Below are 25,042 nucleotides of genomic sequence, written 5' to 3'. Positions count from 1 at the left end.
CCTTTCACGCATGGCTTGGTGGTGCGAGCTCGACGACGCTGTCGATCGTGGAGAGTTCGTTCAAGTCGTGGGTAACGATGACGACCGCGGCTCCCGCTTCCGTCGCGAAACCGATTGCATCGTTCACCGCGGTGCGAGAACCTGCGTCGAGGGCCGTCATCGGCTCGTCGAGCAGCAGCAACTCTGCGCGCTGCGCTACGCCCTGCGCGAGCAGCGCACGCTGACGCTGCCCTCCAGATAGCGATCCCACGGAGCGTTTTCTCAGATCAGCAAGCCCGACGGCGTCGAGCGCTTCCGTGACGATCGCGCGGTCGTTTCGGGAAAGCGGGCGCCATAGCCCAGCGCGGCGCCACCGCCCCATCGAGGCGAGCTCCTCCACGGTGATCGGAAGCTGATCAGGCAAAGAGCTGCGCTGCGGAACAAGCGCAACGCCAACGTGATCCGCGCGTTCGACATGCCCGGCTTGCGGCTTCAGCAGCCCGGCGAGGACGGTCAGCAACGTTGACTTCCCTGACCCGTTGGGGCCGACGATCGCCGTAACCTCACCCGCTCGTGCGGTCAGGTCGATGTCGCGTAGCACTGTGTGCCCACCCAGGCTGGCGCTGACGCCGGCAGCGCGGACGACAGGGGCCTTCTCGTCAGCAGCCCCGCGCTCGGCACCGGAAGCGGCGGCAGATTGGCCGTTCAGTGAGCGCGGCGGGATTGCGGAAGACACGTACGAAACTTTAGCAAATGAAACTCACTACCAATAACTGCTAAGGTCGACCGCTATGGCTGTGCTTGCCGTCCTCTCCGATCCCTTCACGACCACGTTCATGATGCGCGCCCTCATCGGGGGCGTGTTAGTAGCAACCATGTGCGCCATCGTCGGCACGTGGGTAGTGACCCGCGGCATGGCATTCTTGGGTGAGGCGATGGCGCACGGCGTACTCCCCGGCGTAGCGATCGCCCTCCTCGTGGGCTTGCCCGCAGTCATCGGCGCCGCGGCGAGCGCCGCGATAATGTCCCTGGGTGTAAGCGTCGTGCAGCGCCGCTGGCGGCTCTCGGCGGACACCAGCATCGGGCTGCTGTTCGTCGCAAGCCTCGCACTCGGCGTCGTCATCATCTCGTCATCGCGCACCTTCGCTTCGGACGCGACAGCGATCCTGTTCGGGGACATACTGGCCATCCAGTCCGGCCAACTCTTAGGGATCGCGACCGCCACCGTGGTCACTGCTGTTCTCGCATTCGTTTGGCACCGCGCTTTCGTCGCCCTCGCCGTTGATCCGCGCCAGGCCCACCTGCTGCACCTGCACCCCCGCGCCGCGCACGCCGCGCTGGTTGGTCTTGTCGCACTCGCAGTGGTGTCCGCCTATCAGGCAGTCGGCTCGCTACTCGTGCTCGGGATGCTCCTCGGCCCCGCGGTGGCAGCAGGACGATGGACCCGCCGTATTCCTACGACCATGGCACTTGCGACATGCATCGGAGCGGTGAGCGTCTGGCTTGGGCTGCTCATCTCCTGGTACATGGCGACGGCCGCTGGCGCTACGGTTGCGCTCGTCGCTGTTTTCTCGGCAGCTGTATCCGCGCTACTGCGGGCCGCCGTGGATGCTGCCCGGTCCCCCACGAGTTCCGAGCGTCAAGCCATAAGCGTGTGACAGATCCTATTTCCACACCTGCGCTGCTATCCGCGCGAAATTGCCCCACAGGATCTTCCGAATCACACCGGTCGAGTATCCGTGCGCTTTGAGTGCGCCGGGTAGCTGAAGCATCATCGCCGGGGTGACGAAGTCGATCGGCCCATATCGCGTGTAGGCCGCGGGGAAGAAATGTGGGTTGCTGAGCATCTCTGCGCGGAAGTCGTCGTAGTCGAATGGGAAGTCCGACGCGACCCCCACGTGGTCTTCACCGATCAGTTCAACGGCGTAGTCGATGTGGCGGATCATCGCGTCGATGCTGGCGTCGTTTGCGCCGAGGAAAATGCCGACACCTGTGATGCCCACAACGCCCCCCGTTTCCGCGCATGCGACAGCTCGCTCGTCGGTGATGTTGCGTTCGTGCTTCCACACCGATCGCATACAGCTGTGCGAGTAGATCATCGGCTGCTTAGACGCCTCGCTCAGACCAAGGCCCGTCCGTGTGCTGCAGTGCGAACCGTCGACAACCATGCCGATCCGGTTCATTTCCGACACGAGGTCACGGCCGTAAGCGGTGAGCCCGCGATCGGTTTCGTCGAGGCACCCCGAGCCTGCATCATTGGCGAAGTTGTACGTGGGCAGCAGCGTACGAACCCCTCGGCGGTAGAAGAGTTCAACATTCGCCAGGTCCCCGGCCAGCGGTCGCGCATCTTCCAGATCAAACGCGATCGCCGTCTTGCCCTGCCGCGCCGCATGTTCGGTGGCTTCGTAAGTGGTCGCGGTCGTTAGCCTCTCGTCGGCTTCGATTCCCGCCCGGAAGTGGTCGATTACCGCGAGGCACTCAACTTTGTCGTGCAGGGCGTAGCCGACGTTCACGGACACGAAGGCCGGGCCATACGCGGCAAGATCACCGACGTTCGCTGCGGCGGACAACGGCAGGCAGCAATGTTGTTCCCACAAGGGCTGATCCATGGGACGACACTACGACAGCACTCATCCATGCGCCCTAGTTCTTTCTTCGCGCCGCGTCAGTCTCCCGCTTGTTTTCCTTTTTGATCGCCTCGACCAGTTCACGCTTTCGCATCGTCGAGCGCCCCTTGATACCGAGGCGGCGAGCCGTCTTCAGCAGCTTGTCCTTCGTCGCCTTCGCGTCGACGCCTTCGTGTGTCTTGCCGCCAGAGCCACCTTCTGACCTGGAGTCCGAAGGCCCCTTCTTATCCTTGCGCTTCCACTTTTTCCCGACTCGGGCGTACTTCTGCTTCAGGGCGGAGTACGCCACACGATGAGCACGTTCCTCGTTGCCGTCATATTCGTCAACGGCCGCGTCGTACGCTTTGGCGAAAGTGCGCTGCGCTTTCTTGCTCGACCGTTTCACCGTGGAGGGCAATTCGTCCTTCTTCGGCTCACCAGATTTCTTGGTCTTCGGCATCGCCTACCCCTTTCTGCAGTCACGACAGAACTACCCGCAACTGGCGCGGGTATACATTGGCAATTTGTCGCCGAAGCCGTTGAATGCTGCCGGGATAGTGTGCCCGGTTTTGCAGCGCTTCGAACTATGCGGGGACTATCGTCCAACACGTAAGCGCCTCTAATTCGGAGGAAACGATGCGCACTCTGCCAGTCACTTCGCTCGATGAAGCATTCATAAACCTCGGTAGCAAGACGCCGATGTCGGTGGAGTTCGAAGTCAAAGTGTCAGGAAGACTAGACATCGACTGCCTGACCCGCGCGTTACGGGCAGCTGCGCTGACCCATCCGCTCGCCAGGGCGAAGTTAGCGCCTGCCGCGATCGGCAGCCGCACGCTGACGTGGGTGATCCCGGACAGTGCGGACTACCTTTCCGTGGAGGTGACCGATGAGCCGAGCCGGATAGTCCGCGCGCGACTGCAGTCGGTGGCACCCAATCTCTATCAGAGCCCGAGCTTCCATGTGGCCCTCGTTCGCGAGGATGACGGCGACCGGTTGATGTTCAACCTGCACCACGCGACGTTCGACGGCATGGGCGGCATCCGGTTCCTGATCTCAGTCGCGCGAGAGTACGCCGGTACTCAGGATCCGGCCGGTGGGCCTGACATTATGCAGGCGCGTGACCTAAAGAAGTTGTTCGGTTCTCGCAGGCTCAGCGACCTGACACCCCGGGTGGCCAAAGTCGCTGGGGACCTTCCGAACAGACGACGCATCACGAAGGTCACTCCCGACGGTGGGTCAGCGGACGGCGGATACGTGCTCTCACAGTTGCGACTTACCGCTGACGAAGTTGCGATTGCGGCTGGGCGCCGTCCACGGGGTGCGACGATCAACGATCTAGTGATCGCAGCGCACGCGCTGACCATCATTCGCTGGAACTCCGAGCACGCCGGCGAACTCGGCGACACTGTATCGGTCATGATGCCCGTGAATCTGCGCCCTGCGGAGTGGTCGTCCGAGGTGGTCTCCAATTTCGCGAGCTATCTCACGGTTTTCGTGCCAACCACGGCCAACGACCTGACCGAAGCAACCGGACTCGTCCGCGACGAAACAACGACGCTCAAACAGAACGGCGCGGCGAACTGGATCGTCGATGTGCTCGAACCGGGCAACCTGCTGCCAAACGTGCTCAAACGCAGTCTCACGTCGCTGTTGCCACTTGTTGAGAAGCAGTTCGTCGAAACCACGACACTATCGAATCTCGGCCGACAGGCTGTACCCGCGTTCGGCGACGCCGGGGAGGTGCGTGAACTGTGGTTCAGTCCGCCTCTCGTGTCGCAGACGATCCCCGTCTCGGTCGGCGTCGCAGGCCATAACCGCGAATTGTTCTTCGGTTTCCGCGGCGGGGGCGCCGCGATGAGCCAGGACGCCCTCGACCGTTTTGCGCTCATGTACCGGGAAACGCTCGTCGGGCACTCCGCTTGAGCCTACAGCGGGAGGCCCGCAAGCCGACCCTCAGTCCCAGCTCAGGCCGGATTCCACCTTCGCGTGGACAATGAGGGATTCGGCGAACACCAGGTCGATGCGCGTCAGCTGCGGGCACAGCCGCGCGAGGTCAGCCCAGGCGCGCATGATGTCCTCGTCGATGACACCCGCTTTCACTCCCCCGTGCGCTTCAAGTCGCGCTAGCAGCGCCATGATCAGCGACACCATCGGGATCATCAGCCACGGGTGCGCTTGCGTGTCGGCGTTTCCCAGCGCATCGCTGCGGATCGAGATCTGGTCATAGAACTGCTTGCCCGCTTTCCGGATTGCCCGGACAAATTTCTTTGCCCTGACGATCAATTCCGTGTGGCTTGCGGTTTCCGCCCAGCGCATGCGCATCGCGAATGCTTCCGCGATCGCACTGACGCGTGTGTCCACGTCGAGGACCGCGCCAGGGATGATCCGTGCGACGTTGAAGATCTGGTCGACCTGTTCTGCGGGCATGTGGTGCAACATGACGGTGGTGTGGTCGAACAGAGCTTTCGCCAGTTCGGTGTCCCGGCCCGTGTCCAAGACACGGAGTAGCGCTTCGCCGCCGTGCTCATCGAGTTCCTCACGTGCACGCTCCCACTCGGTGCCGCCACGCTCAAACAGAGGCAGTTCCGCCATCGTGAGGAGACACTGAACCCACGAGTTCGCACTTGACTCGTCGGAGGGCTCCTCCGCCGTGTAATTGGCCTGGGCGACGCCTGTCCCGATCAGTAGCGCAGGCTGTTCAGACACCGGCACAGTGCTGTGCGTGAGCGCGAGGACAGCCTCTCGTGGCTGCTCCCGGAGCATCCTCCCGAGCCCGGCGCACACGTCGTCGTAGTTCGACGCGATCGTCAGCGCATGCAGTGCTGTCCACATGTGTGGACTGGGTTTGAGGCCCGTCGGCAGGTCGGCATCGCCGGACAGGTACCGTGCGAGGGCTTCGAGCGCAGGGTCGCTGCTGCGCACCCAGCCTCGCTGGTCGAGGCGCGTAGTGTCTTCTGGCGGAGTCGAGGGAGCAGCCGACTGATCACCGACGACCAGCCTGACGCGAAGTGGCCCACTAGCGGCTAGCTCGTCGGGCAGCACCACACGTTCGTCCCGAACGGGAAGTGAAACAGGTTCCTTCCAGGGAGCTGATTCGGGCCAGATTTGCGCCGTCAGTCCAGCAACCTCAGCCACATCCTCAAAGACGAGCACCTCACCGTCAAGGCGAATCTCCGAGGACAATCCTGCTGGACGAACGCTCGCAAGCTGAATGAAGTGCGGGTCTTCGTCTTCCGCCTGAACGACGGCCACAACACGTGCTGAACGAAGGCGTCCGAGCCCTTCCGCGAGGCGCGAGGTCTGCACTTCGAACGCATCAGTGTGCTCGTTGTAGCTCGGAGGCTCCTGCAGGCGCACTTTCCCAGCCCGGTCGCGCAACTCGACCCAGGTGTTGATGTCCGCGGTTGCGGGCACTCGGTACGCCAGAGTTCGGTTCTCGGCGAGCTCGTGGACCGTCACTACATGCGGCAGGCCCGACCAGGGCAAAGACTGCCCTGCACCGGTCAGCCGGATTTCCGCTTGCGGCGGATTGATGAGCAGCGGAAGTTCTCCGGCGCCACTGAGGACAGCCAGTTGCTCTGTCTCATCGCTCGCGAACCGCAGCACGTCCGGGTCCGCCTTGATCGGAGCCTCGCACGCCAATTCAACAACGGAGTCCGACAGCCCGTTGCTGGCGGGGACCCGGTAGTCGGGGGTGACGCTGGACTCAAAGCCTTCCGCGAGGTGGACGACTTTGCGGAGGTCCGCTCCGAGGGGGCCGCGCACGACGATCTCATACGTCCCGAAAAGTGGTACTTCGACCTCATCGAACGGGTCGCAGCTGAAGTCTTCGCCTTCCAACGTCCATACGAACGTGGCGACCCAGTCCGCTGCGCCGAGTCGCCTCGCGCTGACCTGCCACGGAACCTTGTGGCCCAGTGGATCGCCCGGCAGCCACACGGCGGGCCGCTCGTTGTAGAGGGGCGAGCCGTTCGCCGCGCGCACGCCGCGCACTGGATCGGCCAGTAGAACCTCAGGCAGGTAGCTGCGTCGCACCTGCCTGGCCGTTCCCACTTTGTCAGTGTCCTTAACCAGCTGGATCGAGCGGAGTTCCGTCGTGTCGATCTGCAACAGCTGCCAGTCGCGCCACCCCGCCGGATTGCCCCGATCTGCCTCCGGCTCGATGACTCGGCCCAATGGCGTCCCAGGCGCGGCAGCACCAGTATCGGCCAGCTGATGACCGCGCGGCACCAGCGCGTAAATCGAACCCAACGGTACGGGCAGCCTGCGGCCGAGTAGCTTCCCCTGGTCAGTGAAAAGAACGAGGGGGTCTTTTGGATCAACCAGCGAGAAGACGAACCTGCGCGGGATCGAGGGGTGTTCCGCGCTGACGTGCCTCGCTGGGCTGGAGATCGTGCGAATGGCGTGCGGGGTCGTCCGCCAGTTGGGGTTGGTTGCGTGGAAGATACTCGCGGGCACCCGAACCTCGGAGACATCACCATCCGATGAAATCTGCCAGCGCTCGTCTGGCTGTGCTGGCGGGTGCGGGACGAGGACCTGAACCGAACCGTCGCCAGTATCGAGACGTAGCCGCGGCGGCTCGATGTGCCCATCGCCAGCGAGGAGGCCACCGCTGATCCCCTGCCCCTCGACTGCGCGCACGACCTCCCGGAACAACACTTCCGGCAGGCCGCTTGTCACGGCGAGTGCATCAATGGAGTCCCGCCATGTCTGCGGATTGCTCATCGAGACGGCGACAATGTCGAGCACACGATCGATGAAGTCGATCGCGTATTCACCGCCTTCGGTGACGAACGTGCGCACTGGCACGTCAACTCTCGCAAGCCGGTTGGGCTTCCTAGGGTCGGTGAGCCAATTGGTGAAACTCGACCCGTTAGGTTCCCCGCCGCGCGCCAAGTGGTCGGCGAGCACCGCCACGAGCGTGTCCGCACTAGGCACCGGCACACCCGCGTGCACACCGATGACCTGGACATAGCGGCCTCGGAGGCGCGGGAACTCGGCCAGGGAGAAGCGTCGCAGCAGTTTCGGAATCCCCTGGCGGATGTCGGCTTCGGTTTTGGGGTCGCGGGCGACACCCAACTCGGTCCAGAAGCTCTCCCAGAAGTCAGTTGTGCGGCCGGTGGCAGACGCATGCGCGACGAGGGTCAGCAGGGTAAGTGCCGGGTACTTCCTGACGAGCGCAGTGCCGGGCGACACTCCGGGGCCAGACAGCCGCGCGGCTTGCTGTGCATAGGCCACCGCTATCTCATCCGCGACAGCTTTGCCGGGGTGCGCTTCGATGACCAGGGTCGCCCGCTCGAGCCGCTTGGTGATCTCGTATTCGCGGTCGCTGAGCCAGTCTCCGATCGATGCTGCCGAACCACTCGATGGAACGCTGCCCCCCTGCGCCACTAACGCCACCCTTCTTCCATGCCCTCAAATGCTGCGACTACCGAAGCCCGTTACCGATCCACGATAGTAATGGCGTTGACGCCGCAGCGTTACCGCGGATGGCTGCTGGAACGCGACACGCCGACAACTTGCACAGTATGCGGGCTGTGAATCCCACGGAGCGGACGCGCTTGAGCGTCTTCAGAGGTGTCAGCGACGGCGTGAATGCACTTCGTACGACATGTCCTCGAGCTCGCGCCCCTTGGTTTCCGGGACTTGGGTGAACACAAACGCGAAGCTCAGAAGGGCAAAGAAGGCGTAGAAACCGTACGCGAAGGTCAGCCCGATCTCACTGAATGTCGGAAATGTGGTGGAAATCGCAAAGTTCGCGAGCCATTGAGCCGCGGCGGCCACGGCGAGCGCACCCGCGCGGATGAAGTTCGGGAAGATCTCACCCAGCAGCACCCAGACCACCGGACCCCAGCTGACGCCGAAGAACACAACAAACGCATTCGCTGCGATAAGCGCCGTCACGTCCCAGCCACCTTCCAGAATGGCACTTGTGGTGCCATCCGGGTCGGTGACGAGGGTTGCCTGGGAGAACGCGATCGCCATCGTCGTGAGGGAGAGGAACATGCCCGCCGATCCCGTCAGGAGCAACGGACGCCGTCCCACCCGATCCACTAGCGCGATCGCGACCAGCGTCACCACGATGTTGGTCACCGAAGTGATGACGGTGATCTGCAGGGCGTCGCCCTCCTCGAATCCGACCGACCGCCATAGCGTCGTTGAGTAATAGAAGATGACGTTGATGCCGACGAATTGCTGAAAGACGGACAGCAAAATACCGACCCACACAACCGGCTTGAGTCCAAGTCGGCGGCCGCGCAGATCAGCGAGGGACCAGCGGTGGTCGGCGCGCAGCGAGTCCTTGATCGCCGTGATCCTGTCCGACACGTCGACGATGCCGGTGTAAACGCGCAACACTCGCGTGGCCTCGTCATATCTGCCCTTGGCGACGAGGAATCGGGGCGACTCCGGCAACCGCAGCGCAGCGAGCCCGTAGACGATCGCCGGGATCGCCTCGGCCATGAACATCCAGCGCCAGGCTTCCTGGCCGAGCCAGAGAATCTCGATCGACCCCCCAGCGAAGTCAGCGAGCATGGAATCTGACAGCAGTGCCGCGAAGATGCCCGTCACAATGGCGAGTTGCTGCAGCGATGCGAGGCGGCCGCGAATCCTCGCGGGAGAGACTTCCGCGATGTACGCGGGGGCGATCACGGAGGCGGCCCCCACACCGAGACCGCCGATGACACGCCACACGATGAGGTCGACGACACCGAACGCAAGCCCGGACCCAATCGACGAGGCAAGGAACAGCGAGGCTGCGATCAGCATGACGGGCACGCGACCGAGCCGGTTCGCGATCGGGCCCGCGAACCACGCGCCCGCTGCACAGCCCAGCAGTGCGGATGAGACGGCGAAACCTTGCAGGGCAGCACTCAGCCCGAAGGTCTCGGTCATCGCATCGACGGCGCCGTTGATCACGGCTGTGTCGAAGCCGAAGAGGAAGCCGCCAAGCGCAGCGGCGACACAGATCCCGATTATCCGGATGTTGAAGCGGTTCACCGTCTCTGGGGAATCAGGTGTGGCGTTCATGGGCCCGGCATTCCTCTCTGCAAGGTTGCGGTGAAGCGAGGTTACCCAGATGCGGCGATTGTGCGCGGGAACTTTCGTGACAAAACTGCCTCCGCGAAGACGCCGGGCGGTCGAGCCTTGATCAGACCCAGGTATGACGGACCGTCACCGCTGATCATTCTTCGCGCTGATGGCAACTTGGGCGGCCCGCCATAGCGTCAGCAGGAGCCCACGATGAGGAGGTTTCTGATGGCGAGACAAGCGGCCAGACACGCGGTACGAGCGGTCGGCGTGACCAAGACGTACGGTTCGGGTCACGCGACCGCGCAGGCCCTGCGCGGTGTCGACGTGGACTTCGAGTCCGGTGAGTTCACGGCGATCATGGGGCCATCAGGCTCAGGAAAATCAACCCTGATGCACGTGCTGGCCGGACTCGAGACAGTGACATCAGGGCAAGTCTTTCTGGGCGGGACGGAGCTCACCGCACTCCCGGATCGCGCCCTGACCGAACTGCGCAGGGAGCGCATCGGTTTCGTTTTTCAGTCGTTCAACCTGCTCCCCGTCATCACTGCTGAAGAGAACGTGACGCTGCCGTTCCGGCTAGCAGGGAAGACACCGGACCGGGGCTTCTACGAGGAGATCATCAACAAGCTGGGCTTAACCAGCAGAATGCATCATCTGCCGCACGAACTGTCGGGAGGCCAGCAGCAACGGGTTGCTGTGGCCCGGGCGCTGCTGCCACGGCCTGACGTAATCTTCGCGGACGAACCTACTGGAAACCTCGATTCCCAGTCCGGTACTGAGGTCCTCTCCTTGCTGCGGCGCAGTGTGCACGAAATGGGGCAAACGGTCATCATGGTGACGCATGACCCGGTCGCGGCTTCATACGCGGACCGGGTGGTTCTGTTCGCAGACGGTGAGCGTTCCGGCGAAATCGATTGTCCTACAACCGAGTCGGTCCTCGCTGCGCGCCGCGACCTCAGCGACCCAGCTACTCCGATGGGAGCCCGCTGACGCTGGGGGTGACGTTCGCTCAGGTCCGTGCACACAAGGGCAGGTATGCCGCGTCGTCGCTTGCAGTGATGATCGCGGTGGCGTTCATTGTCACCACGCTGTCGCTGGGCAGCACAGTTGAGCGGAGCATCACCGATGCGCTCGCGATGCAGTACCGGGGCACCGACTACGTACTGGAGGGCAGCTTCTCCACGGCGGACCTCGATCGGCTCCTGACCACCACTGGCGTCGTCGCCGCTGAACCGATGTCGACTGGCTTCATCTCCGCTTCCGTTCCAGGCCAGGGGACGCGGTACGGGCTCGCCGAGACGCTGGCCGACCCAGGGCCGCTGCGCTGGCAAAACCTTTCTGAGGGGGCGATTCCCCGAGGTTCACGGCGAGGTGCTCGCCGGGTCAACCACGGGAATTGAACCCGGCACGGTCATTACCCTCGACGCTGAAGGAAGCGACGGTGCGCCCCTCGCATGGACGATCGTGGGTCTCGTTGATCTGCGGGGGTCACCACAGGCAATGGACGGCGCGACGTTCTACGTTCCCCCCGCCCTCCTCGAGGAGCTTGGCGCGGAAACATCCTCCGTGCACATCGCGAGCGACGGCACACCCGAGGTGTTCAGCACAGTCGGGAATGCATTTCCCGGTGCTCCGATCACCACGGGTGAGGATGCCGCCGCAGCCGCAGCAGAGGAATACCTCGGGACGTCTGGTTTGCTGCAGAACGTCCTGCTTGGTTTCGGCGCGATCGCCGTGGTGGTAGCTGGGCTCGTCATCGCGAACACGTTTTCGGTGATTGTGGCCTCACGAACGCGTGACCTCGCGTTGCTCCGCACCGTTGGCGCGACGGGCAGTCAGATCCGCGCATCGGTGTCGCTGGAAGCGTTGATTGTCGGCGCGTTTTCCGCCGTGGCTGGAGTCATCCTCGGGTGCGGCGCAGCATACGGTCTGCGCGCTGCGGGCGAAGCGCTCTCGCTCCCGATTCCGCTCCACACGGTGTCGCTGCCCATAACCGCGATCGTCGTTGGGCTTCTCGTTGGCATCGTGATGTCACTTGTGGCCGCGCATGCGCCCGCTAGGGCGGCAACGCGCGTGTCACCGCTGGCCGCGTTCCGGCCGCTCGAAACGGTGCGGGAATCGCGACGAACCTCGGTATTGCGAATCGCGACCGGCCTGATTTTCCTCGGGTCTGGCATCGCGGCACTTGTTTTCGCGGCCCTTGCCGAGAACATCCTGGCGGGCTGCGCAGGCGGGCTCCTGACGTTTCTCGCAATGGTGACACTCGCGAACCGCATCGTGCCTGGCACCGTCGCTGGACTTGGCAGCATCCTCACGCGGCTGTCCGGTTCGGTCGGCGAACTCGCCGTCCGTAATGCTTCACGGAATCCCCGTCGCACGACGGCTACAGCTATGGCACTCCTCATCGGGGTGACGCTGACCTCCACGATCGTCGTCGGGGCGGGCCTGTCGAAGGTGGCGGCGGCTGACAGCGTGAACGAGGAGCTTCCCGTCGATGTCATGATCACGAGTGCCGCGGACACCGATGCGCAGGCGCTCGACACCCGGATTGCTGGTCTGGAAGATGTGGCAGGCACAGCGCTAGCGGACGAACAACGCGTGTCCAGTGACGCGGGAGTGCACTCGCTCTACGCTGTGGACTCCCAATTCCGCACCGCGCTCCGTGGCGGGACAGCCGTACCCGAACCGGGGACTGCGCTGCTCTCTAGTGATTCGGGGCTCAACGACGGTGACATCCTCACTGTTGGCGATGGCAGAATGCTCATCGTCAGACTGGGCGATCCGACGCAGATACCGCTGATGAACATCGCCGACGCCGCACCTGAGGCTAGTGAGTCACTGTCGCTGATCGTGCGTCTTGCTGATGACCTCGATGGGAACGCATTACGCGAGGTGCAGGATCAGATCGCGACAGTGGTGGATGAGATTTCACCGGGTGCCGATATCACCGGGACCGCAGCGGCACGAGCAGTCATCGATACGATTATCGACACAATGGTGATGATCGTGGCCGGTCTCTTGTCGGTCGCTATCCTCATCGCACTGATCGGTGTCGGCAACACGATGGCGCTGTCCGTCATTGAGCGGCGGCGGGAATCGGCGCTGCTCCGTGTCGTCGGCCTTCATCGCGGCAGCTTGCGGTCTCTGCTGATCTGGGAAGCGTCCCTGATTGCGGGGGCGGCCACCGCAATTGGGATCGGGCTGGGCATCGTTTACGGCACGGCGGGAACGGCTTCGGTGTTTGGCCTGGACAAGGTTGTGATTGGGGCGATACCCGCTGGGCAGCTCGCGTTAATCGCATTCGCCGCAGTAGCGGCTGCGGTGATCGCCACTCTCGTTCCGGCTCGGCGGGCAGTGCGCACTTCCCCTGTGGAGGCACTCGGGTGAGGAGCCCCTAGCTGACTGCCGTGCCGCCCAGCGCGCTCAGCGCAGCACGGAGCCGGATGCCTGCGTCGCTGGCGACTGGGCCGAGGGCCGCCTTGCCGCTGACGTCAACCATCATGTCGGGATTCATGGCTTCAACGATGACCGCGCCTTCACGGTCACGCGAGTCGCGGACAACGACGTTGCAGGGCAGCAGGAGTCCGATCTGGGGGTCTGCCAGCACTGCTTCGTAGGCAAGTGGCGGGCGGCAGGCTCCCAGAATGAGGTAGTTTTCGATGTCCTTGTCGATTTTCGTTTTGAGCGTCGCTTTGACGTCGATCTCGGTGAGCACGCCGAAACCCTGATCGGCGAGTGCCTCGCGCGTCTTGGTCACCGCCTCGTCAAACGGCAAGTCCACTACTGTTGTGATGCCAATCGACCCATTGGGCACGGCGCTCCTCCTTGATCGTTGAAGCCACTCATATACCCCATAGGGTATCATTGTCGTCGGGCGAGTATCACGCCCCAATGCCCGTAGGAGAGTCACGATGGACCACACTCAAGAAGACGCCGCTGCCATCCTGAACAGGCTGCGCCGGGCCCATGGCCAGCTCGCGGGCGTGATCCGCATGGTCGAGGAGGGGCGCGACTGCCGCGACGTCGTCACTCAGCTCGCCGCGGTTTCCCGAGCACTTGACCGCGCCGGATTCAAGATCGTCGCAACGTCGCTTCGCGAGTGCCTGACCAAATCAGACGCTGGGGAAGAAACCCCGCTATCCGCGGACGAGATCGAGAAGCTGTTTCTCACACTCGCCTGAGCGCGGGTAAGCATCACAAGAAACAGGACAAACTCCCACGTCGTTTCCGGGGAGGCTGTCCTGTTTCTGGTGAATTTACCCCGGGGCGATCACCGAGGCGATCACGCGACGTCGATCAGCTCGAAGCTGACGGCCGCACCCGTGCCGAACTCAGCACCCGTTGACGCGAGCGATTCACGAATCATCTTCAGTGATTCGGCTCCCCCACCGAGCCCGGCGAGATAAGCCCGGTGTTCACGCAGGGACGCTATGGCCGTGTCCTCAAAGCCAGTAACATCTACCGCGTGCGTGGCTTCAGGTGAGGCAGCTGCAGCAATCCACCGCACATTCGCGGCTGCGGCGCGCACTGCCTCGACAACGGCCTGACCGGCGTTCATGTGATCAGGCGAGTTCTGGAATTCGCCGCCCCAGTTGTCCCGGAAGTTCAGGGTGAGGACCAATTCCGGGTCAAGTTCACGAATGATATCGACTAGGGAATCACGTAGTTCCTGCGTGTTCTCGAGGGTGTAGTCGGGGAATCGGAGAAACCGAATATCCTCCACGCCGACAACCCTGGAACTCGAAATTTGCTCCTTTTCACGGAGCGGGCCGCACAGTTCAGGGACCATTCCTTCGATACCCTGCTCGCCGCTGGTGATCATGACGTAGGTAACTGACCTACCCTCGGAAATCCATTTCGCCACGGCCGCACCCGCTCCGTATTCGACATCGTCAGGATGGGCAACGATGAAGACCGCTCGCGTCCAGTCGGCGGGAAACGTACGCAGCGCCATGTATCAGCTCTCCTTGATCCGGCGTTCTTCTTCCTCAACCCACTCAGCGCGCCGTTCCTTCCAGCGCTTCATGGTTTCGGTTAGGTCCTCGTCGAGGAATCGATAGAACTCGACAGTCTCACGGAGCCGTCGTGACCCTCGCCGGTCTCCCCCGAGATCACGCGCACCCTCACTGAGAACATCAATGTAGCGACGAAGCATCGGACGGCGCTGGCTAATGATCGTGCCCCACACGTCGGAATCATCAACACGATAATGGTCTGCGCGCTCACCGGGATCACGTCCGCGCGTGAGCATTCCGCCCTGAACGAGTGGCCGCACCGCGCCGGAAATCGCGGCCGGACTGACGCGAAGCCCGTCCGCGAGTTCTTTGGCGGTGTACTTGTCGGAGTCCTCTGCGAGGACGTAAGCGAACACGCGCGCAGCCATGCGCGGCAGGCCTGCTTCCGTCAGGAGCATCGCAAGCTTCTCGACGAACTGCAGCAGCTTTTCGCGGTACTCATCATCCTGCAGGTCGGACACACGACACCCCTCTCGCACTGACGACAACACTAGCTTAACAAGGTTCAGAGTATTCACACATTTGTGAAAACAGTGTACGCTCATCTGCATGACTACGGCGATCGAAATGAAGGGCATCGTGAAGACCTTCGGGAAGACACGCGCCCTCGACAACCTGAACCTGCACGTCGAGACGGGTGAAGTCCACGGCTTCCTCGGTCCGAACGGTGCCGGCAAGTCCACCACGATCCGCGTCCTACTCGGGCTCCTCCGGGCGGACAGTGGAAAGACCGAACTCCTTGGCGGCGACCCCTGGAACGACGCGGTTGAACTTCACAAACGGCTGGCGTTCGTTCCTGGTGACGTCGAACTCTGGCCGAATCTGACCGGCGGTGAGGCCATTGACCTCCTCGGGCGCCTCCGCGGCGGTCTCGACAAGCGGCGCCGGGCCGATCTCATCGAGAAGTTTGACCTCGACCCCTCGAAGAAGGGGCGGACCTACTCGAAGGGGAACCGGCAGAAGGTTGCGATTATCGCCGCGCTCGCCTCCAACGTGGAGCTTCTCCTCCTCGACGAACCGACCGCAGGTCTCGACCCGCTAATGGAAACCGTCTTCCAGGCCTACATCAAAGAAGCTACTGCCGAAGGCAAGACGGTACTTCTCTCCAGCCACATCCTTGCGCAGGTCGAAGCGTTGTGCGACCGGATCAGCATCATTCGCCTCGGCGAGGTCGTCCAGTCCGGCACGCTCGCGGAAATGCGGCACCTGACGCGTACGACCGTTGAAGTGACCACAGCGGGATCTGCAGCTGCCGTCGAGAACATGCGTGGTGTTCACAACTTCACCACTGACGGTGACCGCGTGCGATTCGCCGTAGACGGTGAATACCTCGACAGTGTGATCCGCGAGCTCAGCCCGCTCGGAATCCGCAGTCTCGTCAGCCACCCACCGACCCTCGAAGAATTGATGCTTCGCCACTACCAGGACGACCTCAACGGAACGGTCGAAACCGCAGGAGCACGGACATGACGAACGCTACGGCCACCCGGCCGCAGGCAGAAGTCAGTGGTGCACGGCATCCGCTTGCCGGCACCTGGACGATGACGCGCCTAATACTCCGGCGCGACAGGATTCGCCTGCCTATCTGGATCGGCGCCCTTACCCTCCTGACTGTCGGCAGCCTGCAAAGCTTCCGGGATACTTACCCCACCGCGGAAGACCGCGCGACCGTCGCCCAGCTTGCCGACCTTCCCGCGATGGTCGGCATGGTCGGACGCAACTACCAGCCAGCCGACTACAACTTCGGGATCATGGTTGGCCACCAGATGACTGTCATGACAGCGCTGGTGTTCGGCCTTATGAGCATCCTGCTGCTGGTTCGCCACACACGCGCGGAGGAAGAAGCGGGGCGCGCAGAACTCGTTCGTTCCAGCGTCGTCGGCCGTCACTCCACACTCGCGGCCGCGCTCATCGTCATCGTGGGCGCCAATATAGCCACGGGCGTCCTGACAGCACTCGGACTCGCAAGCAGCGGCCTTGAGGGCGTGACCACCGACGGCTCGTTCCTCTATGGCTTGAGTCTCGCCGCCGCTGGGATCGTTTTCGCGGGCGTCACCGCGATCACCGTGCAGATAACGGAATACGGACGCGGAGCTGCGGGTATGGCACTCGCTGTGCTGGGCGGCGCGTACGCGCTGCGAGCAGCCGGCGATATCGGCGAGAACTTCCTGCGGTGGCTATCACCACTGTTCTGGGGTCAGGCTTCACGCCCGTTCGCAGAGGATCAGCGGTGGTGGCCGCTGCTTCTCGCGGTGCTCGTCGCCGCTGTCCTGATCGGTGCCGGGTTCCGTCTCAGCACGATGCGTGACGTCGGCGCGGGGCTGCGTCCCCCGAAAATGGGGGCCCCCGTCGCCACGCCCGCACTGACCAGCCCGATCGGGCTTGCCCTCCGTTTGCACCGTGCGTCCGTCATCGCATGGACAGCCGGTCTCGCCGTTTTCGGCCTCACCTACGGGATGCTGATCAACGGTGTTGAAGACATGCTGGAGCAGCTGAGTGCGCTCGGTGACGTACTGCCGGACATCCCGGGTGCATCCCTGGTGGACTCGTGGGTCGCGATGCTGATCACATTCCTCTCCATCGTCGCGTCCGTTCAGGCGGTGATGGCCGTGAACCGGCTGCGCAGCGAGGAGAACTCAGGGCGCGCAGAACCCGTACTGGCAACCGGAGTATCACGGCAGCGCTGGATGGGCAGTCACCTCACGGTGGCCTACGTGAGCAGCGCAATCGTTGTCATGGCGGCAGGCTTCGGACTCGGCGGCGCCGGGGCGCTCGCGCTTGGCGATTGGGACTTCCTGGTCCGCATGCTCGGTGCGGCCGCCGCGCATATTCCGGCGGTGTGGGTCGCGGTAGGCCTCGCGGCAGCACTGTTTGGGCTTGCACCGCGACTGCAAGGGCTGGCGTGGTTCATCCCCATCTACGGCATCCTCGTCGTCTACATGGGCGCCATCCTCGGCTTCCCGGACTGGATGTACGACTACTCCCCGTTCGGGCACATCCCGGACATGCCCGCTGTCGGCTTCGAATGGACTCCAACGCTCGCGCTCCTCGCGATCGCAGCCGCGCTCACCGCCGCAGGCGTGGCGGGATTCAAGCGCCGGGATCTCGAATCCAAATAAGAACGAACCTGCTGTCGCAGCTCACTATTGGAGTTGCGACAGCAGGTGAGCGTTCGGATTAGCTGAGGAAACCGGGCACGTTGAACCAGTCCGAACTGAAGCTCCAGTCAGAACTGAATGAGAAGCCGTCTCCCGTTAGAAAGTCAACTATCGATCCGAGCGATACTTCCGGGAGGAACATAGCAACGAGATCAAGCATAAGATTCAACTCCTCACAGGGGATGTTCAAGGGTCATACGGCTAGCCGCGAGTGAGGGCCTCGCTAAGGATCGGCCATGACACGCGGAGATCTTCTTCCCAATAGGCCCACGAGTGTGTTCCCGCGGGACGAAGGTTGAAGTGCGCGGGAATGTTGAGTTCGTTCAATCGGTCGGCGAAGTCCACAGTGCACTGATAGGTCGCGGCTTCGAGGAGTCCGCCGACCACGAGTAGGTTCGCGTAACGCGCCGGGCTGCCTTCCACGAAATCGTTGTCGAATGTGTCGTAAGGCCCCGGCAAACCCGTTGCGCTCGAAACATACACGACGGTCCCGCGCAGGCCTTCGGCGTTGAGGTAGGGGTCATAGTCTCGCCAGCCGGGCGACCCGGACGGCCCCCACATATTGTCGACGTCACCTGGCCCCGCTAAGACAGTTCTGACGTAGAACTCTCCGAGCCGGTCACTCGTGCGCGCGCAGCCGCTGTAGGAGCCGACGGCGTCGTAGACCTCGGGTGCCGCGATCGCGAGCGCGAGAACCGACGTAGCAGACATCGAGAGCCCCGCGATCGCGTTGCGGCCGGTGGTCCCTAACGCCTGATCGACGATAGGCGGCACTTCCCTGGTCAAGAAAGTTTCCCATTTCACAACACCCAGATCGGGATCCTCGCGGATCCAGTCCGTGTAGTAGGTGTATGCCCCACCTACTGGTGTGACCACGTTGACGTCTTTATCCGCAAAAAACCCAAGCAGGTCGGTGCGCGCCCGCCAGGTAGCCGAGTCTTCACCGCCACCCGCTCCATTAAGTAGGTAGAGCGTGGGACGCGGAACCGAGTTATCCGCAGGTGTGATCACCTCGAGCGGGATGACTTTGTCCATTGATCCGGAATATACGTACAGCATCAGTTCACGGTCGTTGACCCGCTCTACACGAACGAGTGACGACGGCGCATTTTGCGGCGGTACTTCCGTTTCCCCAGGTTGCGCTACCGCCGCACCTGAGTTCACGAATAATAAGGAAAGCGCCAGCGTCACGCCTGCGCCCAGCCGGAGTTTCAACGCCGGAACCCCCTATGTCGGGAAGGGCTGAAGTGGAAATGTCCTTGAATGCAGATGTGCTGGGCGCGACCCCGCCGCACCCAGCACTTGCAGTGACTCTATTGCGTCAGCTGAAGTTGAAGTTCAGGAAGTCCGAACTCATGAAGTGGAACCACTCGGAGCTGAACGCCCAGTCCGAACTAAAGTTGAACACCCAGTTAAGGAAGTCGCTGGACACTGACCCGCCTCCATCTAAGAGATCTGCACTGCATACAACATGCAGCTGCTGTTAGGTATATCACACCCGCATCACAACAATGTCAAAAGTTCAATTCCAAAATCTGGCTGTGGTAGTTCTGACCCACAAATATGATCTTGATTTGCAACACATCTTTATTAATTCGCTTCGGAAACTACCTTTTCAAGGCCCGCGTCCTTTTCAGGCGAGCGCGGATCTGCGAACTCCCGGGTAAACCCCACAACTACACACCCGCCACTTAGACCCCACGCTAGCAGGGGTTTTCTTCGTGAGTCCATTTATCCGAGATACCGAACGATTTTCCTGTACGCAACACGCGACGGCCTATGCCTTGCGGCAACAGCCCCCTGCATCCACTCTATTTCCAGCGGACCGGCGCATTCTTTGGTTGACGCAAACAAACAGCATGGCCGCGAATTCCAGACGATAGTGAGCTTGACTGCTCGCGACATGCAAACGAACTGCGGAACGGCTCACCGACGCGGAATGTTCGCTTTGGACTTGCTCAGGTTGCTATCGCGTTCGACGTGATCCGGTGAATCCTCACTCATTCGTACACCGTCCAAGGATCAGCTCTGACGCGCTCATCCACGGCCGCAGCGTCTGCCCCAATGACTATTCGTTAGTCTCCACGCGCCACCGCGTTCAGAATCTGTTCTGCTGCCGACTTGCTTGACACGGGCTCGTAGCCCGCAAAGAGGGAGTCAAGCGCGCGCTTCCATGATGAAGGTGGAGCTGGCATTCCCGTACGAACATGACCTGCCAGCACCAAAACGGCTGAAAGGTGCGGAGCGTTGCGCTGAAAGTCCACGAGAAGTGACTCGGTGAACCCGCGTACTGCGAACTTTGCAGAGGAGTATGCCGAGTGTGGAGTGCGCGATCCGAGGCTTGCCCACAGGGCGTTGACCGACGCAGTGTTGACTATTGCGCCCTGGTCCGATGCAAGCAGCATGGGGAGGAACTCTCTCGCGCAGTTGTATGTGCCGTTCCACGAAACCGCGAACGTGCGTTCCCACTCATCTGGTGGTGACTTTACGAATGACATGCCGCCAATGGTTCCGGCGTTGTTGAATAGGAGATGGATGACACCAGACTGGTGCGCGTCCGAAACCTCGCGCATAAGCCGTCTCACGGCTGCCCTATCAACGACGTCACACACATGCGGGGTGACCCGAACTTCTGGGTTCACATCCTTCGCTTTCCGAACCACGGCTCGAAGCTTGACATCGTTTAGGTCGCAAGCCGCGACATGTGTCCCCTTACGAACAAGCTCGAAGACGAGATCGCGGCCGATTCCTGAAGCCGCACCCGTAACCACCGCTAGGCGACCGTCAAAGTTGGCGAAAGCTCGGATGCTAGCGGCCTCCGGTTCGCCCGTGTCGCGCTGTCCTTCATTGGTGGTCAGTGCCATGTGGTGTCTCTCCCGCCTCAGGCACATCTTAGGTTGTACTTGAGGCCTGGCTCAGGCGTGGCGGCGCGGGACGCGCGAACGGTCGCGCTCGACATAGCCCAGCATGCGGGAACAGCTACCGGCAAGCTCCCGAAAACATCCGGCGAATGTTCGCCAGCTCGAGAATCTCCTCGTCACGACCGACGACGGGCAAGGGTGGAGCTAGGGGGAATCGAACCCCCGACCTTCTCGATGCGAACGAGACGCGCTACCAACTGCGCTATAGCCCCGGGTGCAGTGATTTTGTCACTGCAACGGAAACCTTAGCAGGGCGCGCGACCGCTGACGAAACCGGCACGCAACGTTCGAACCGGATGTCGCGATAGAAGTAGCAGTACACCCAACTTGCCCGTTTTTTGTCATACCTCGGGCGCACAATCAGAGTAGGAAACAAGAGAGGGAGAACCCGTCAAATCGGGAATGCTGTAGTGCCGCAAAGCGTTCTCTCTCATGCACGAGGAGCAACGATGCCACTATTTCTGCGTAAGAGTCTCCGGGCCGGGCCGTTGCGGTTCAATGTGAGCAAGTCCGGCGTCGGTGTCAGTAGCGGGGTGCCCGGGTTCCGGATGGGTACCGGCCCTCGCGGAAATTATGTGCACGCTGGCAGGCGCGGCGTTTACTATCGAGCGTCGCTGAACCCTGGAGGCTCTGCGCGCACGAAGCAGGCCACGAATCATCAGGCGCACCCTGCCCAGGCCACCATGAAGGACCTCACGGGCGTGCCGCCAGATCAGATGGTGCCCACTGGCGGCGAACTCGTCGGTCAGCTGAATCAAGCAGCTGCGAAGCACACACTCGCGCCCTGGCTGGCGGCGCTGCTCGGCGTAACAGGTCTGGTCACTCTGCCCTGGGGAATCGCGGTGTGGATCGTGGCGATACCACTGGTGTGGTGGCTTGCACGCTACGACAAAACAAACCGGTCAGTTGCGGTCTTCTACGACCTCGATGACGAGCCGGCGCAGTGGTACAGCGACCTGGTTTCGGCAGTCACACACCTCAGTCAGGATGCCCAGATGTGGCGTGTGGAATCAGAAGGCGCGGTAGCGGACCCCTACGCTCGGCGCACCGAGGGCGGAATCAACACTGTAATGCGCAGGCTGCCACTCCGCGTCACTACGTCCCCAGGTCAGCCGCTCGTCACCAACCTCGCGGTCCCGACCTTCACGTCCGGTACCCACACCCTGCATCTACTGCCCGACCAAGTGCTGGTGCGCAACCGCGACTCATTCTCCGACGTCGGATACGATCTCGTGACAGCAACCACCCGAAAAGTCCGATTCACCGAACAAGAATCGCTTCCCATCAGCGCACAAGTTGTGGACCACACGTGGCAGTACGTCAACAACGACGGCAGCCCAGACCGGCGCTACCGCGACAATCAGCAACTACCAATCGTCGAATACGGTCAGATGGACCTTGAAAGCGCGTCAGGGCTGCGCTGGAGAATCCTGCTCTCCGACCAAGCTGACGCAGAGCGCCTCGCAGAACTGTTGCGAAACGCACCGCAGTCGATATCCCGTGCCGACCAGACCTTCAGTGACAACTACTGACCAGCCGCACGTGGCAGCCCCGAACCAGCCCTTCTTGCGCCTGCAGTGTCACCGAACCGGTCGAGATGGTCGAACTCTGGGTTTTCATCGTCAATACCAACAACGCTGCCGTCGGGCCCGCCTGCCGCGTTCTCCCGGCGCCGCTCACCACGCAACCGCGCCAGACGCCGCTCACGTATGTTCTGCTCGATACGAACCTGCGTCCGCAAATAGACAAGATAGCCAGCGAAAGCCACGATCGAGATAGCGGTGACATACCAGGCATAAGAGGTGAACAGAAGAGCCACCACCGCGCTCAGAACTACCAGAGCCCCAAGGCCGATCACAATTCGCTGGCGAAGGGTGTAGCGAGCCGCAGCAGCAATCTCGTCCGCTTCCGGGTCAAAACCACCCCTTCCGCGGCGAGACGAACCCTGTTCGTTCTCGAGTTCGAGTTCGGCATCGTCGGGAATCCCGAATCCGTCATCAGCGACGAACCCGCCCTCGTTGTGCGCGCGAGAATCCATCACGTCCTCCCCGTGAATTGTGTTCAGCTGGGCATGCTGGTGCGCACTGTCTGCGCCACCATCGGGACTGCTCCCATGCCCGGATAGGGTTTGCCTCGCCAGGCGGAGCCGTCCCCCACCCCGGTGCAGCAACCGCGATGACAGCGCTCGATCTCCAGCCTTGAAAATAGGCTGCCGCAGGTTCACGACCATCGGAACGAGGACGAAGAGACTGAGAACGACCAAACCAAGCCAGAGGAACGAGTTCGGCATTGTCAGTTCTCCTTCCCTGGTGCGCGGCGCGGATCCGATCGATGATCACGGTCCACACGTCAGGCTAGGGCGGATAACGGAAAGACAACGGAAGGCACGCCGAGCATCACCCCAGGAAGAGGCGAATTCACGCGTTTCGTGCCCATAGGCGCTCACCACTTGGCCCGGCCCTGCCGGACAAGCCGCGATATCGCGGTGTCGGGATAGTCGTCGGTGAGGATTGCGACCAGCTTGTGGTCCCTCCAATCCCCGTCCACATGCAGGTACCTGCGCAGGAATCCCTCGTCACGGAACCCCACACGCCGCAGCACCGACTGGCTCGCTTCGTTTTCTGGGCGAACCGTGGCTTCAAGCCGGTGCAGCCCCACAGCCCGGAAGCAGTGATCAACGCCAAGCGCCAGTGCCGTGGTCGCGATTCCCTTACCCGCAAGGTCCTTCGCGATCCAGTAACCGATCCATGCGGAGCACAGCGGGCCACGGACCATGTTTCCGACCGTCAACTGTCCGCAGAACTGTCCGTCGAGTTCTATCGCGAACGGGAGCATCATGCCTTTGCGTCCCGCATTGCGGAGGTTCATGCAAACCGACGGCCAGGATGACGCCCGATGACGGCCCTCCCAAGTCCCTGGTCCTGACGGTTCCCACGGCCGAAGATAGTCCTCATCCTGGAGGCGATACTTGCTCCACGATGTCGCGTCGCGCAACCGAACCGGACGGAGCCGAACCTCCCCCGCAGCTATCGTCACCGGCCCCGCATTCGCCGGCCATCCTGGCTGGTTCACCCGCGCTGCGCGAGGAACGCGACGTCGACGTCCTCTCCCGCTTCAACCTGGGTTGTCTCCGGAGGCACCTGAATCAGGCAGTTCGCTTCAGCAAGGTCAGCCAGCAGATTCGACATAGTCCCTACACCTAGCGCGCGTACGACGTAATGTCCCTCGCTGTTGCGCATGAGTTGCCCGCGCACGTAACCGGTACGGCCGTCGATAGAGACCACATCATTGATCAGGCTGGCCCGGACGAACCGTCGCTGTGGGTTTGTTTTCCCCAGCCCGAGGCGGATGAGTGGCCGGATCATGATTTCGAACACGACGAGCGCGCTCACCGGATTCGCGGGCAGCAGGAATGTGGGCACCTTGAGGTCACCGAGCTGGCCGAACCCCTGGATTGATCCTGGGTGCATCGCTACGCGCCCGATTTCCATGTGCCCGAGGTCCAGCAGCGCTTCCTGCACGATCTCGGACGCACTGCCTCCCACCGCCCCGGATATCACGATGATTTCCGATCGGCTTACCTGGCTTTCGATGGCTGCCCGGATCTCCGCGACCTCACTGCCCGCGATTCCGACGCGCGTCACATCCGCCCCCGCATCCCGGGCTGCTGCGGCGAGTGCGTAAGTGTTGACGTCGAAGACCTGGCCTGAGCCGGGTTTGCGATCAATGTCGACGAGCTCCGCGCCTACCGCGACGACCGCAACTCTGGGTCGCGGGCGGACAAGGACGCGCTGACGTCCCACCGCAGCGAGCAGACCAACCTGAGCGGGACCGATCACGGCGCCTTCAGCCACTGCGACATCACCAAGCCGGACGTCATCCCCCGCGTGGCGCACATAGCCACCCTGCCGCACAGGGCGGTAGATCTTGACCTTCGCGCGGCCCGAATCGGTCCAGCCGACCGGGATCACCGCGTCGGCGAGAGTCGGCATCGGTGCGCCTGTCTCGATCCGGACCGCTTGCCTCGGCTGAAGGCGGGCTGGCTGACGCGAACCTGCCCTGATCTCCCCCACCACGGGAAGCGCAAAATCGGCTGGCTGCCCGAATTGGCCCTTGAAGTCCGGACCCGCTTCTGTGACATCGACGCTTCGTACTGCGTATCCGTCGACCGCGGCCTGATCGAACCCTGGAAGCGGATGCTCTGAAATCACTTCTTCTGCACAGACAAGCCCGTGTGCTTGCGAAATCGCGACGCGGACGGGTTGCGGCGCTACGGCTGCTGCCCGGATCCGGGCTTGTTGTTCTTCGACCGAGCGCATGAACCCCTCCCC

Annotated in this window: 23 protein-coding genes and 1 tRNA gene; 9 read left to right on the top strand and 15 right to left on the bottom strand. The window is 62.4% G+C overall.

Features of this window, described 5'->3' with window-relative positions:
- Positions 1 to 4: 4 nt before the first annotated feature.
- Positions 5 to 715, bottom strand: a complete 711-nt coding sequence (aztA, locus tag FHU29_RS01680; protein ID WP_232322917.1) for a zinc ABC transporter ATP-binding protein AztA — start codon at positions 713 to 715, stop codon at positions 5 to 7.
- A 55-nt stretch (positions 716 to 770) separates the two neighbouring features.
- On the opposite strand from aztA, the gene aztB reads away from it, so the two are divergent.
- The gene (aztB, locus tag FHU29_RS01675; RefSeq protein WP_064439598.1) at positions 771 to 1,637 is read left to right on the top strand and encodes a zinc ABC transporter permease AztB; all 867 of its coding nucleotides are present in this window, start codon (positions 771 to 773) and stop codon (positions 1,635 to 1,637) included.
- A gap of 6 nt (positions 1,638 to 1,643) precedes the next feature.
- Here the strand turns inward: aztB and FHU29_RS01670 are convergent, their stop codons facing one another.
- Both FHU29_RS01670 and FHU29_RS01665 read right to left on the bottom strand, forming a co-directional pair.
- Entirely contained in the window at positions 1,644 to 2,588 is a 945-nt protein-coding gene (locus FHU29_RS01670; protein ID WP_064439597.1) for a dipeptidase, read from the bottom strand.
- Between the two features lie 34 nt (positions 2,589 to 2,622).
- On the bottom strand, positions 2,623 to 3,045 hold the full coding sequence (locus tag FHU29_RS01665; RefSeq protein WP_064439596.1) for a ChaB family protein: 423 nt from the start codon (positions 3,043 to 3,045) through the stop codon (positions 2,623 to 2,625).
- Positions 3,046 to 3,221: 176 nt separating this feature from the next.
- Between FHU29_RS01665 and FHU29_RS01660 the strand changes: the two genes are divergently transcribed.
- Positions 3,222 to 4,508, top strand: coding sequence for a hypothetical protein (locus FHU29_RS01660; RefSeq protein ID WP_064439595.1), 1,287 nt, complete (start codon positions 3,222 to 3,224; stop codon positions 4,506 to 4,508).
- Between the two features lie 30 nt (positions 4,509 to 4,538).
- Here FHU29_RS01660 and FHU29_RS01655 read toward each other — a convergent pair whose 3' ends face one another.
- Together FHU29_RS01655 and FHU29_RS01650 are read right to left on the bottom strand one after the other, a co-directional pair.
- Positions 4,539 to 7,976: a hypothetical protein gene (locus tag FHU29_RS01655; protein WP_157094986.1), complete on the bottom strand. Its 3,438-nt coding sequence runs from the start codon at positions 7,974 to 7,976 to the stop codon at positions 4,539 to 4,541.
- Between the two features lie 189 nt (positions 7,977 to 8,165).
- Positions 8,166 to 9,614, bottom strand: coding sequence for a sugar porter family MFS transporter (locus tag FHU29_RS01650; RefSeq protein WP_064439593.1), 1,449 nt, complete (start codon positions 9,612 to 9,614; stop codon positions 8,166 to 8,168).
- A 228-nt stretch (positions 9,615 to 9,842) separates the two neighbouring features.
- Between FHU29_RS01650 and FHU29_RS01645 the strand changes: the two genes are divergently transcribed.
- From FHU29_RS01645 to FHU29_RS01635, 3 genes are read left to right on the top strand one after another with little or no spacing between them, the layout of a single operon-like run.
- Positions 9,843 to 10,607 carry an ABC transporter ATP-binding protein gene (locus FHU29_RS01645; RefSeq protein ID WP_064439592.1) on the top strand — a complete coding sequence of 255 codons (765 nt, stop codon included), beginning with the start codon at positions 9,843 to 9,845 and terminating at the stop codon, positions 10,605 to 10,607.
- An 8-nt stretch (positions 10,608 to 10,615) separates the two neighbouring features.
- A complete protein-coding gene (locus FHU29_RS01640) occupies positions 10,616 to 11,017 on the top strand; it encodes an ABC transporter permease (protein ID WP_083962214.1) in 402 nt (133 codons plus the stop codon).
- Entirely contained in the window at positions 10,989 to 13,004 is a 2,016-nt protein-coding gene (locus tag FHU29_RS01635) for an ABC transporter permease (protein ID WP_083962213.1), read from the top strand. Before FHU29_RS01640 ends, FHU29_RS01635 begins: the two co-directional genes overlap by 29 nt.
- A gap of 7 nt (positions 13,005 to 13,011) precedes the next feature.
- On the opposite strand, the gene FHU29_RS01630 is transcribed toward FHU29_RS01635, so the two are convergent.
- Entirely contained in the window at positions 13,012 to 13,431 is a 420-nt protein-coding gene (locus tag FHU29_RS01630) for a DUF302 domain-containing protein (protein WP_064439591.1), read from the bottom strand.
- Between the two features lie 97 nt (positions 13,432 to 13,528).
- Between FHU29_RS01630 and FHU29_RS01625 the strand changes: the two genes are divergently transcribed.
- Positions 13,529 to 13,798: a metal-sensitive transcriptional regulator gene (locus FHU29_RS01625; protein WP_064439590.1), complete on the top strand. Its 270-nt coding sequence runs from the start codon at positions 13,529 to 13,531 to the stop codon at positions 13,796 to 13,798.
- A 101-nt stretch (positions 13,799 to 13,899) separates the two neighbouring features.
- Here the strand turns inward: FHU29_RS01625 and FHU29_RS01620 are convergent, their stop codons facing one another.
- Positions 13,900 to 14,571 (bottom strand): PIG-L deacetylase family protein, encoded by a 672-nt coding sequence (locus FHU29_RS01620; protein WP_064439589.1) that lies wholly within the window; start codon positions 14,569 to 14,571, stop codon positions 13,900 to 13,902.
- A gap of 3 nt (positions 14,572 to 14,574) precedes the next feature.
- Positions 14,575 to 15,093, bottom strand: coding sequence for a GbsR/MarR family transcriptional regulator (locus tag FHU29_RS01615; protein ID WP_064439588.1), 519 nt, complete (start codon positions 15,091 to 15,093; stop codon positions 14,575 to 14,577).
- An 88-nt stretch (positions 15,094 to 15,181) separates the two neighbouring features.
- On the opposite strand from FHU29_RS01615, the gene FHU29_RS01610 reads away from it, so the two are divergent.
- Together FHU29_RS01610 and FHU29_RS01605 are read left to right on the top strand one after the other, a co-directional pair.
- Entirely contained in the window at positions 15,182 to 16,102 is a 921-nt protein-coding gene (locus FHU29_RS01610) for an ABC transporter ATP-binding protein (protein WP_064439587.1), read from the top strand.
- Positions 16,099 to 17,751, top strand: a complete 1,653-nt coding sequence (locus FHU29_RS01605) for an ABC transporter permease (protein ID WP_064439586.1) — start codon at positions 16,099 to 16,101, stop codon at positions 17,749 to 17,751. Before FHU29_RS01610 ends, FHU29_RS01605 begins: the two co-directional genes overlap by 4 nt.
- Before the next feature lie 58 nt (positions 17,752 to 17,809).
- Here the strand turns inward: FHU29_RS01605 and FHU29_RS01600 are convergent, their stop codons facing one another.
- From FHU29_RS01600 to FHU29_RS01585, 4 genes are all read right to left on the bottom strand, one after another.
- Positions 17,810 to 17,950 carry a hypothetical protein gene (locus tag FHU29_RS01600; RefSeq protein ID WP_157094984.1) on the bottom strand — a complete coding sequence of 47 codons (141 nt, stop codon included), beginning with the start codon at positions 17,948 to 17,950 and terminating at the stop codon, positions 17,810 to 17,812.
- Positions 17,951 to 17,991: 41 nt separating this feature from the next.
- Positions 17,992 to 19,005 (bottom strand): alpha/beta hydrolase, encoded by a 1,014-nt coding sequence (locus FHU29_RS01595; RefSeq protein WP_064439585.1) that lies wholly within the window; start codon positions 19,003 to 19,005, stop codon positions 17,992 to 17,994.
- An 860-nt stretch (positions 19,006 to 19,865) separates the two neighbouring features.
- On the bottom strand, positions 19,866 to 20,654 hold the full coding sequence (locus FHU29_RS01590; RefSeq protein ID WP_232322915.1) for an SDR family NAD(P)-dependent oxidoreductase: 789 nt from the start codon (positions 20,652 to 20,654) through the stop codon (positions 19,866 to 19,868).
- Between the two features lie 196 nt (positions 20,655 to 20,850).
- A tRNA-Ala gene (locus FHU29_RS01585) sits at positions 20,851 to 20,923 on the bottom strand.
- 237 nt (positions 20,924 to 21,160) lie between these two features.
- Between FHU29_RS01585 and FHU29_RS01580 the strand changes: the two genes are divergently transcribed.
- Positions 21,161 to 22,243, top strand: coding sequence for a DUF4236 domain-containing protein (locus FHU29_RS01580; RefSeq protein WP_064439584.1), 1,083 nt, complete (start codon positions 21,161 to 21,163; stop codon positions 22,241 to 22,243).
- Here the strand turns inward: FHU29_RS01580 and FHU29_RS01575 are convergent.
- The 3 genes from FHU29_RS01575 to glp all read right to left on the bottom strand — a co-directional run bounded on the left by FHU29_RS01575 (position 22,237) and on the right by glp (position 25,030).
- On the bottom strand, positions 22,237 to 23,001 hold the full coding sequence (locus FHU29_RS01575; protein WP_064439583.1) for a gephyrin-like molybdotransferase receptor GlpR: 765 nt from the start codon (positions 22,999 to 23,001) through the stop codon (positions 22,237 to 22,239). The two genes, FHU29_RS01580 and FHU29_RS01575, sit on opposite strands and share 7 nt — an antisense overlap.
- Before the next feature lie 152 nt (positions 23,002 to 23,153).
- Entirely contained in the window at positions 23,154 to 23,783 is a 630-nt protein-coding gene (locus FHU29_RS01570; RefSeq protein WP_064439582.1) for a GNAT family N-acetyltransferase, read from the bottom strand.
- A complete protein-coding gene (glp, locus tag FHU29_RS01565; protein WP_064439809.1) occupies positions 23,780 to 25,030 on the bottom strand; it encodes a molybdotransferase-like divisome protein Glp in 1,251 nt (416 codons plus the stop codon). Before glp ends, FHU29_RS01570 begins: the two co-directional genes overlap by 4 nt.
- Positions 25,031 to 25,042 lie beyond the last annotated feature (12 nt).

The organism is Hoyosella altamirensis, assembly GCF_014191505.1.
Taxonomy (GTDB): Bacteria; Actinomycetota; Actinomycetes; order Mycobacteriales; family Mycobacteriaceae; genus Hoyosella; species Hoyosella altamirensis.
Note: the sequence above shows the minus strand (reverse complement) of the source record. Positions and strands in the feature narration are given on the sequence as shown.

What these genes read in the sequence shown, in the direction of transcription:
- FHU29_RS01620 (WP_064439589.1), bottom strand. Translation starts at nt 14,571, where the DNA reads ATGGCGCTGCGTACGTTTCCCGCCGACTGGACGCGAGCGGTCTTCATC.
- FHU29_RS01650 (WP_064439593.1), bottom strand. Translation starts at nt 9,614, where the DNA reads ATGAACGCCACACCTGATTCCCCAGAGACGGTGAACCGCTTCAACATC.
- glp (WP_064439809.1), bottom strand. Translation starts at nt 25,030, where the DNA reads ATGCGCTCGGTCGAAGAACAACAAGCCCGGATCCGGGCAGCAGCCGTA.
- FHU29_RS01580 (WP_064439584.1), top strand. Translation starts at nt 21,161, where the DNA reads ATGCCACTATTTCTGCGTAAGAGTCTCCGGGCCGGGCCGTTGCGGTTC.
- FHU29_RS01600 (WP_157094984.1), bottom strand. Translation starts at nt 17,950, where the DNA reads ATGCTTGATCTCGTTGCTATGTTCCTCCCGGAAGTATCGCTCGGATCG.
- FHU29_RS01610 (WP_064439587.1), top strand. Translation starts at nt 15,182, where the DNA reads ATGACTACGGCGATCGAAATGAAGGGCATCGTGAAGACCTTCGGGAAG.
- FHU29_RS01605 (WP_064439586.1), top strand. Translation starts at nt 16,099, where the DNA reads ATGACGAACGCTACGGCCACCCGGCCGCAGGCAGAAGTCAGTGGTGCA.
- FHU29_RS01625 (WP_064439590.1), top strand. Translation starts at nt 13,529, where the DNA reads ATGGACCACACTCAAGAAGACGCCGCTGCCATCCTGAACAGGCTGCGC.
- FHU29_RS01645 (WP_064439592.1), top strand. Translation starts at nt 9,843, where the DNA reads ATGGCGAGACAAGCGGCCAGACACGCGGTACGAGCGGTCGGCGTGACC.
- FHU29_RS01670 (WP_064439597.1), bottom strand. Translation starts at nt 2,588, where the DNA reads ATGGATCAGCCCTTGTGGGAACAACATTGCTGCCTGCCGTTGTCCGCC.
- aztB (WP_064439598.1), top strand. Translation starts at nt 771, where the DNA reads ATGGCTGTGCTTGCCGTCCTCTCCGATCCCTTCACGACCACGTTCATG.
- FHU29_RS01665 (WP_064439596.1), bottom strand. Translation starts at nt 3,045, where the DNA reads ATGCCGAAGACCAAGAAATCTGGTGAGCCGAAGAAGGACGAATTGCCC.
- FHU29_RS01590 (WP_232322915.1), bottom strand. Translation starts at nt 20,654, where the DNA reads ATGGCACTGACCACCAATGAAGGACAGCGCGACACGGGCGAACCGGAG.
- FHU29_RS01575 (WP_064439583.1), bottom strand. Translation starts at nt 23,001, where the DNA reads ATGCCGAACTCGTTCCTCTGGCTTGGTTTGGTCGTTCTCAGTCTCTTC.
- FHU29_RS01660 (WP_064439595.1), top strand. Translation starts at nt 3,222, where the DNA reads ATGCGCACTCTGCCAGTCACTTCGCTCGATGAAGCATTCATAAACCTC.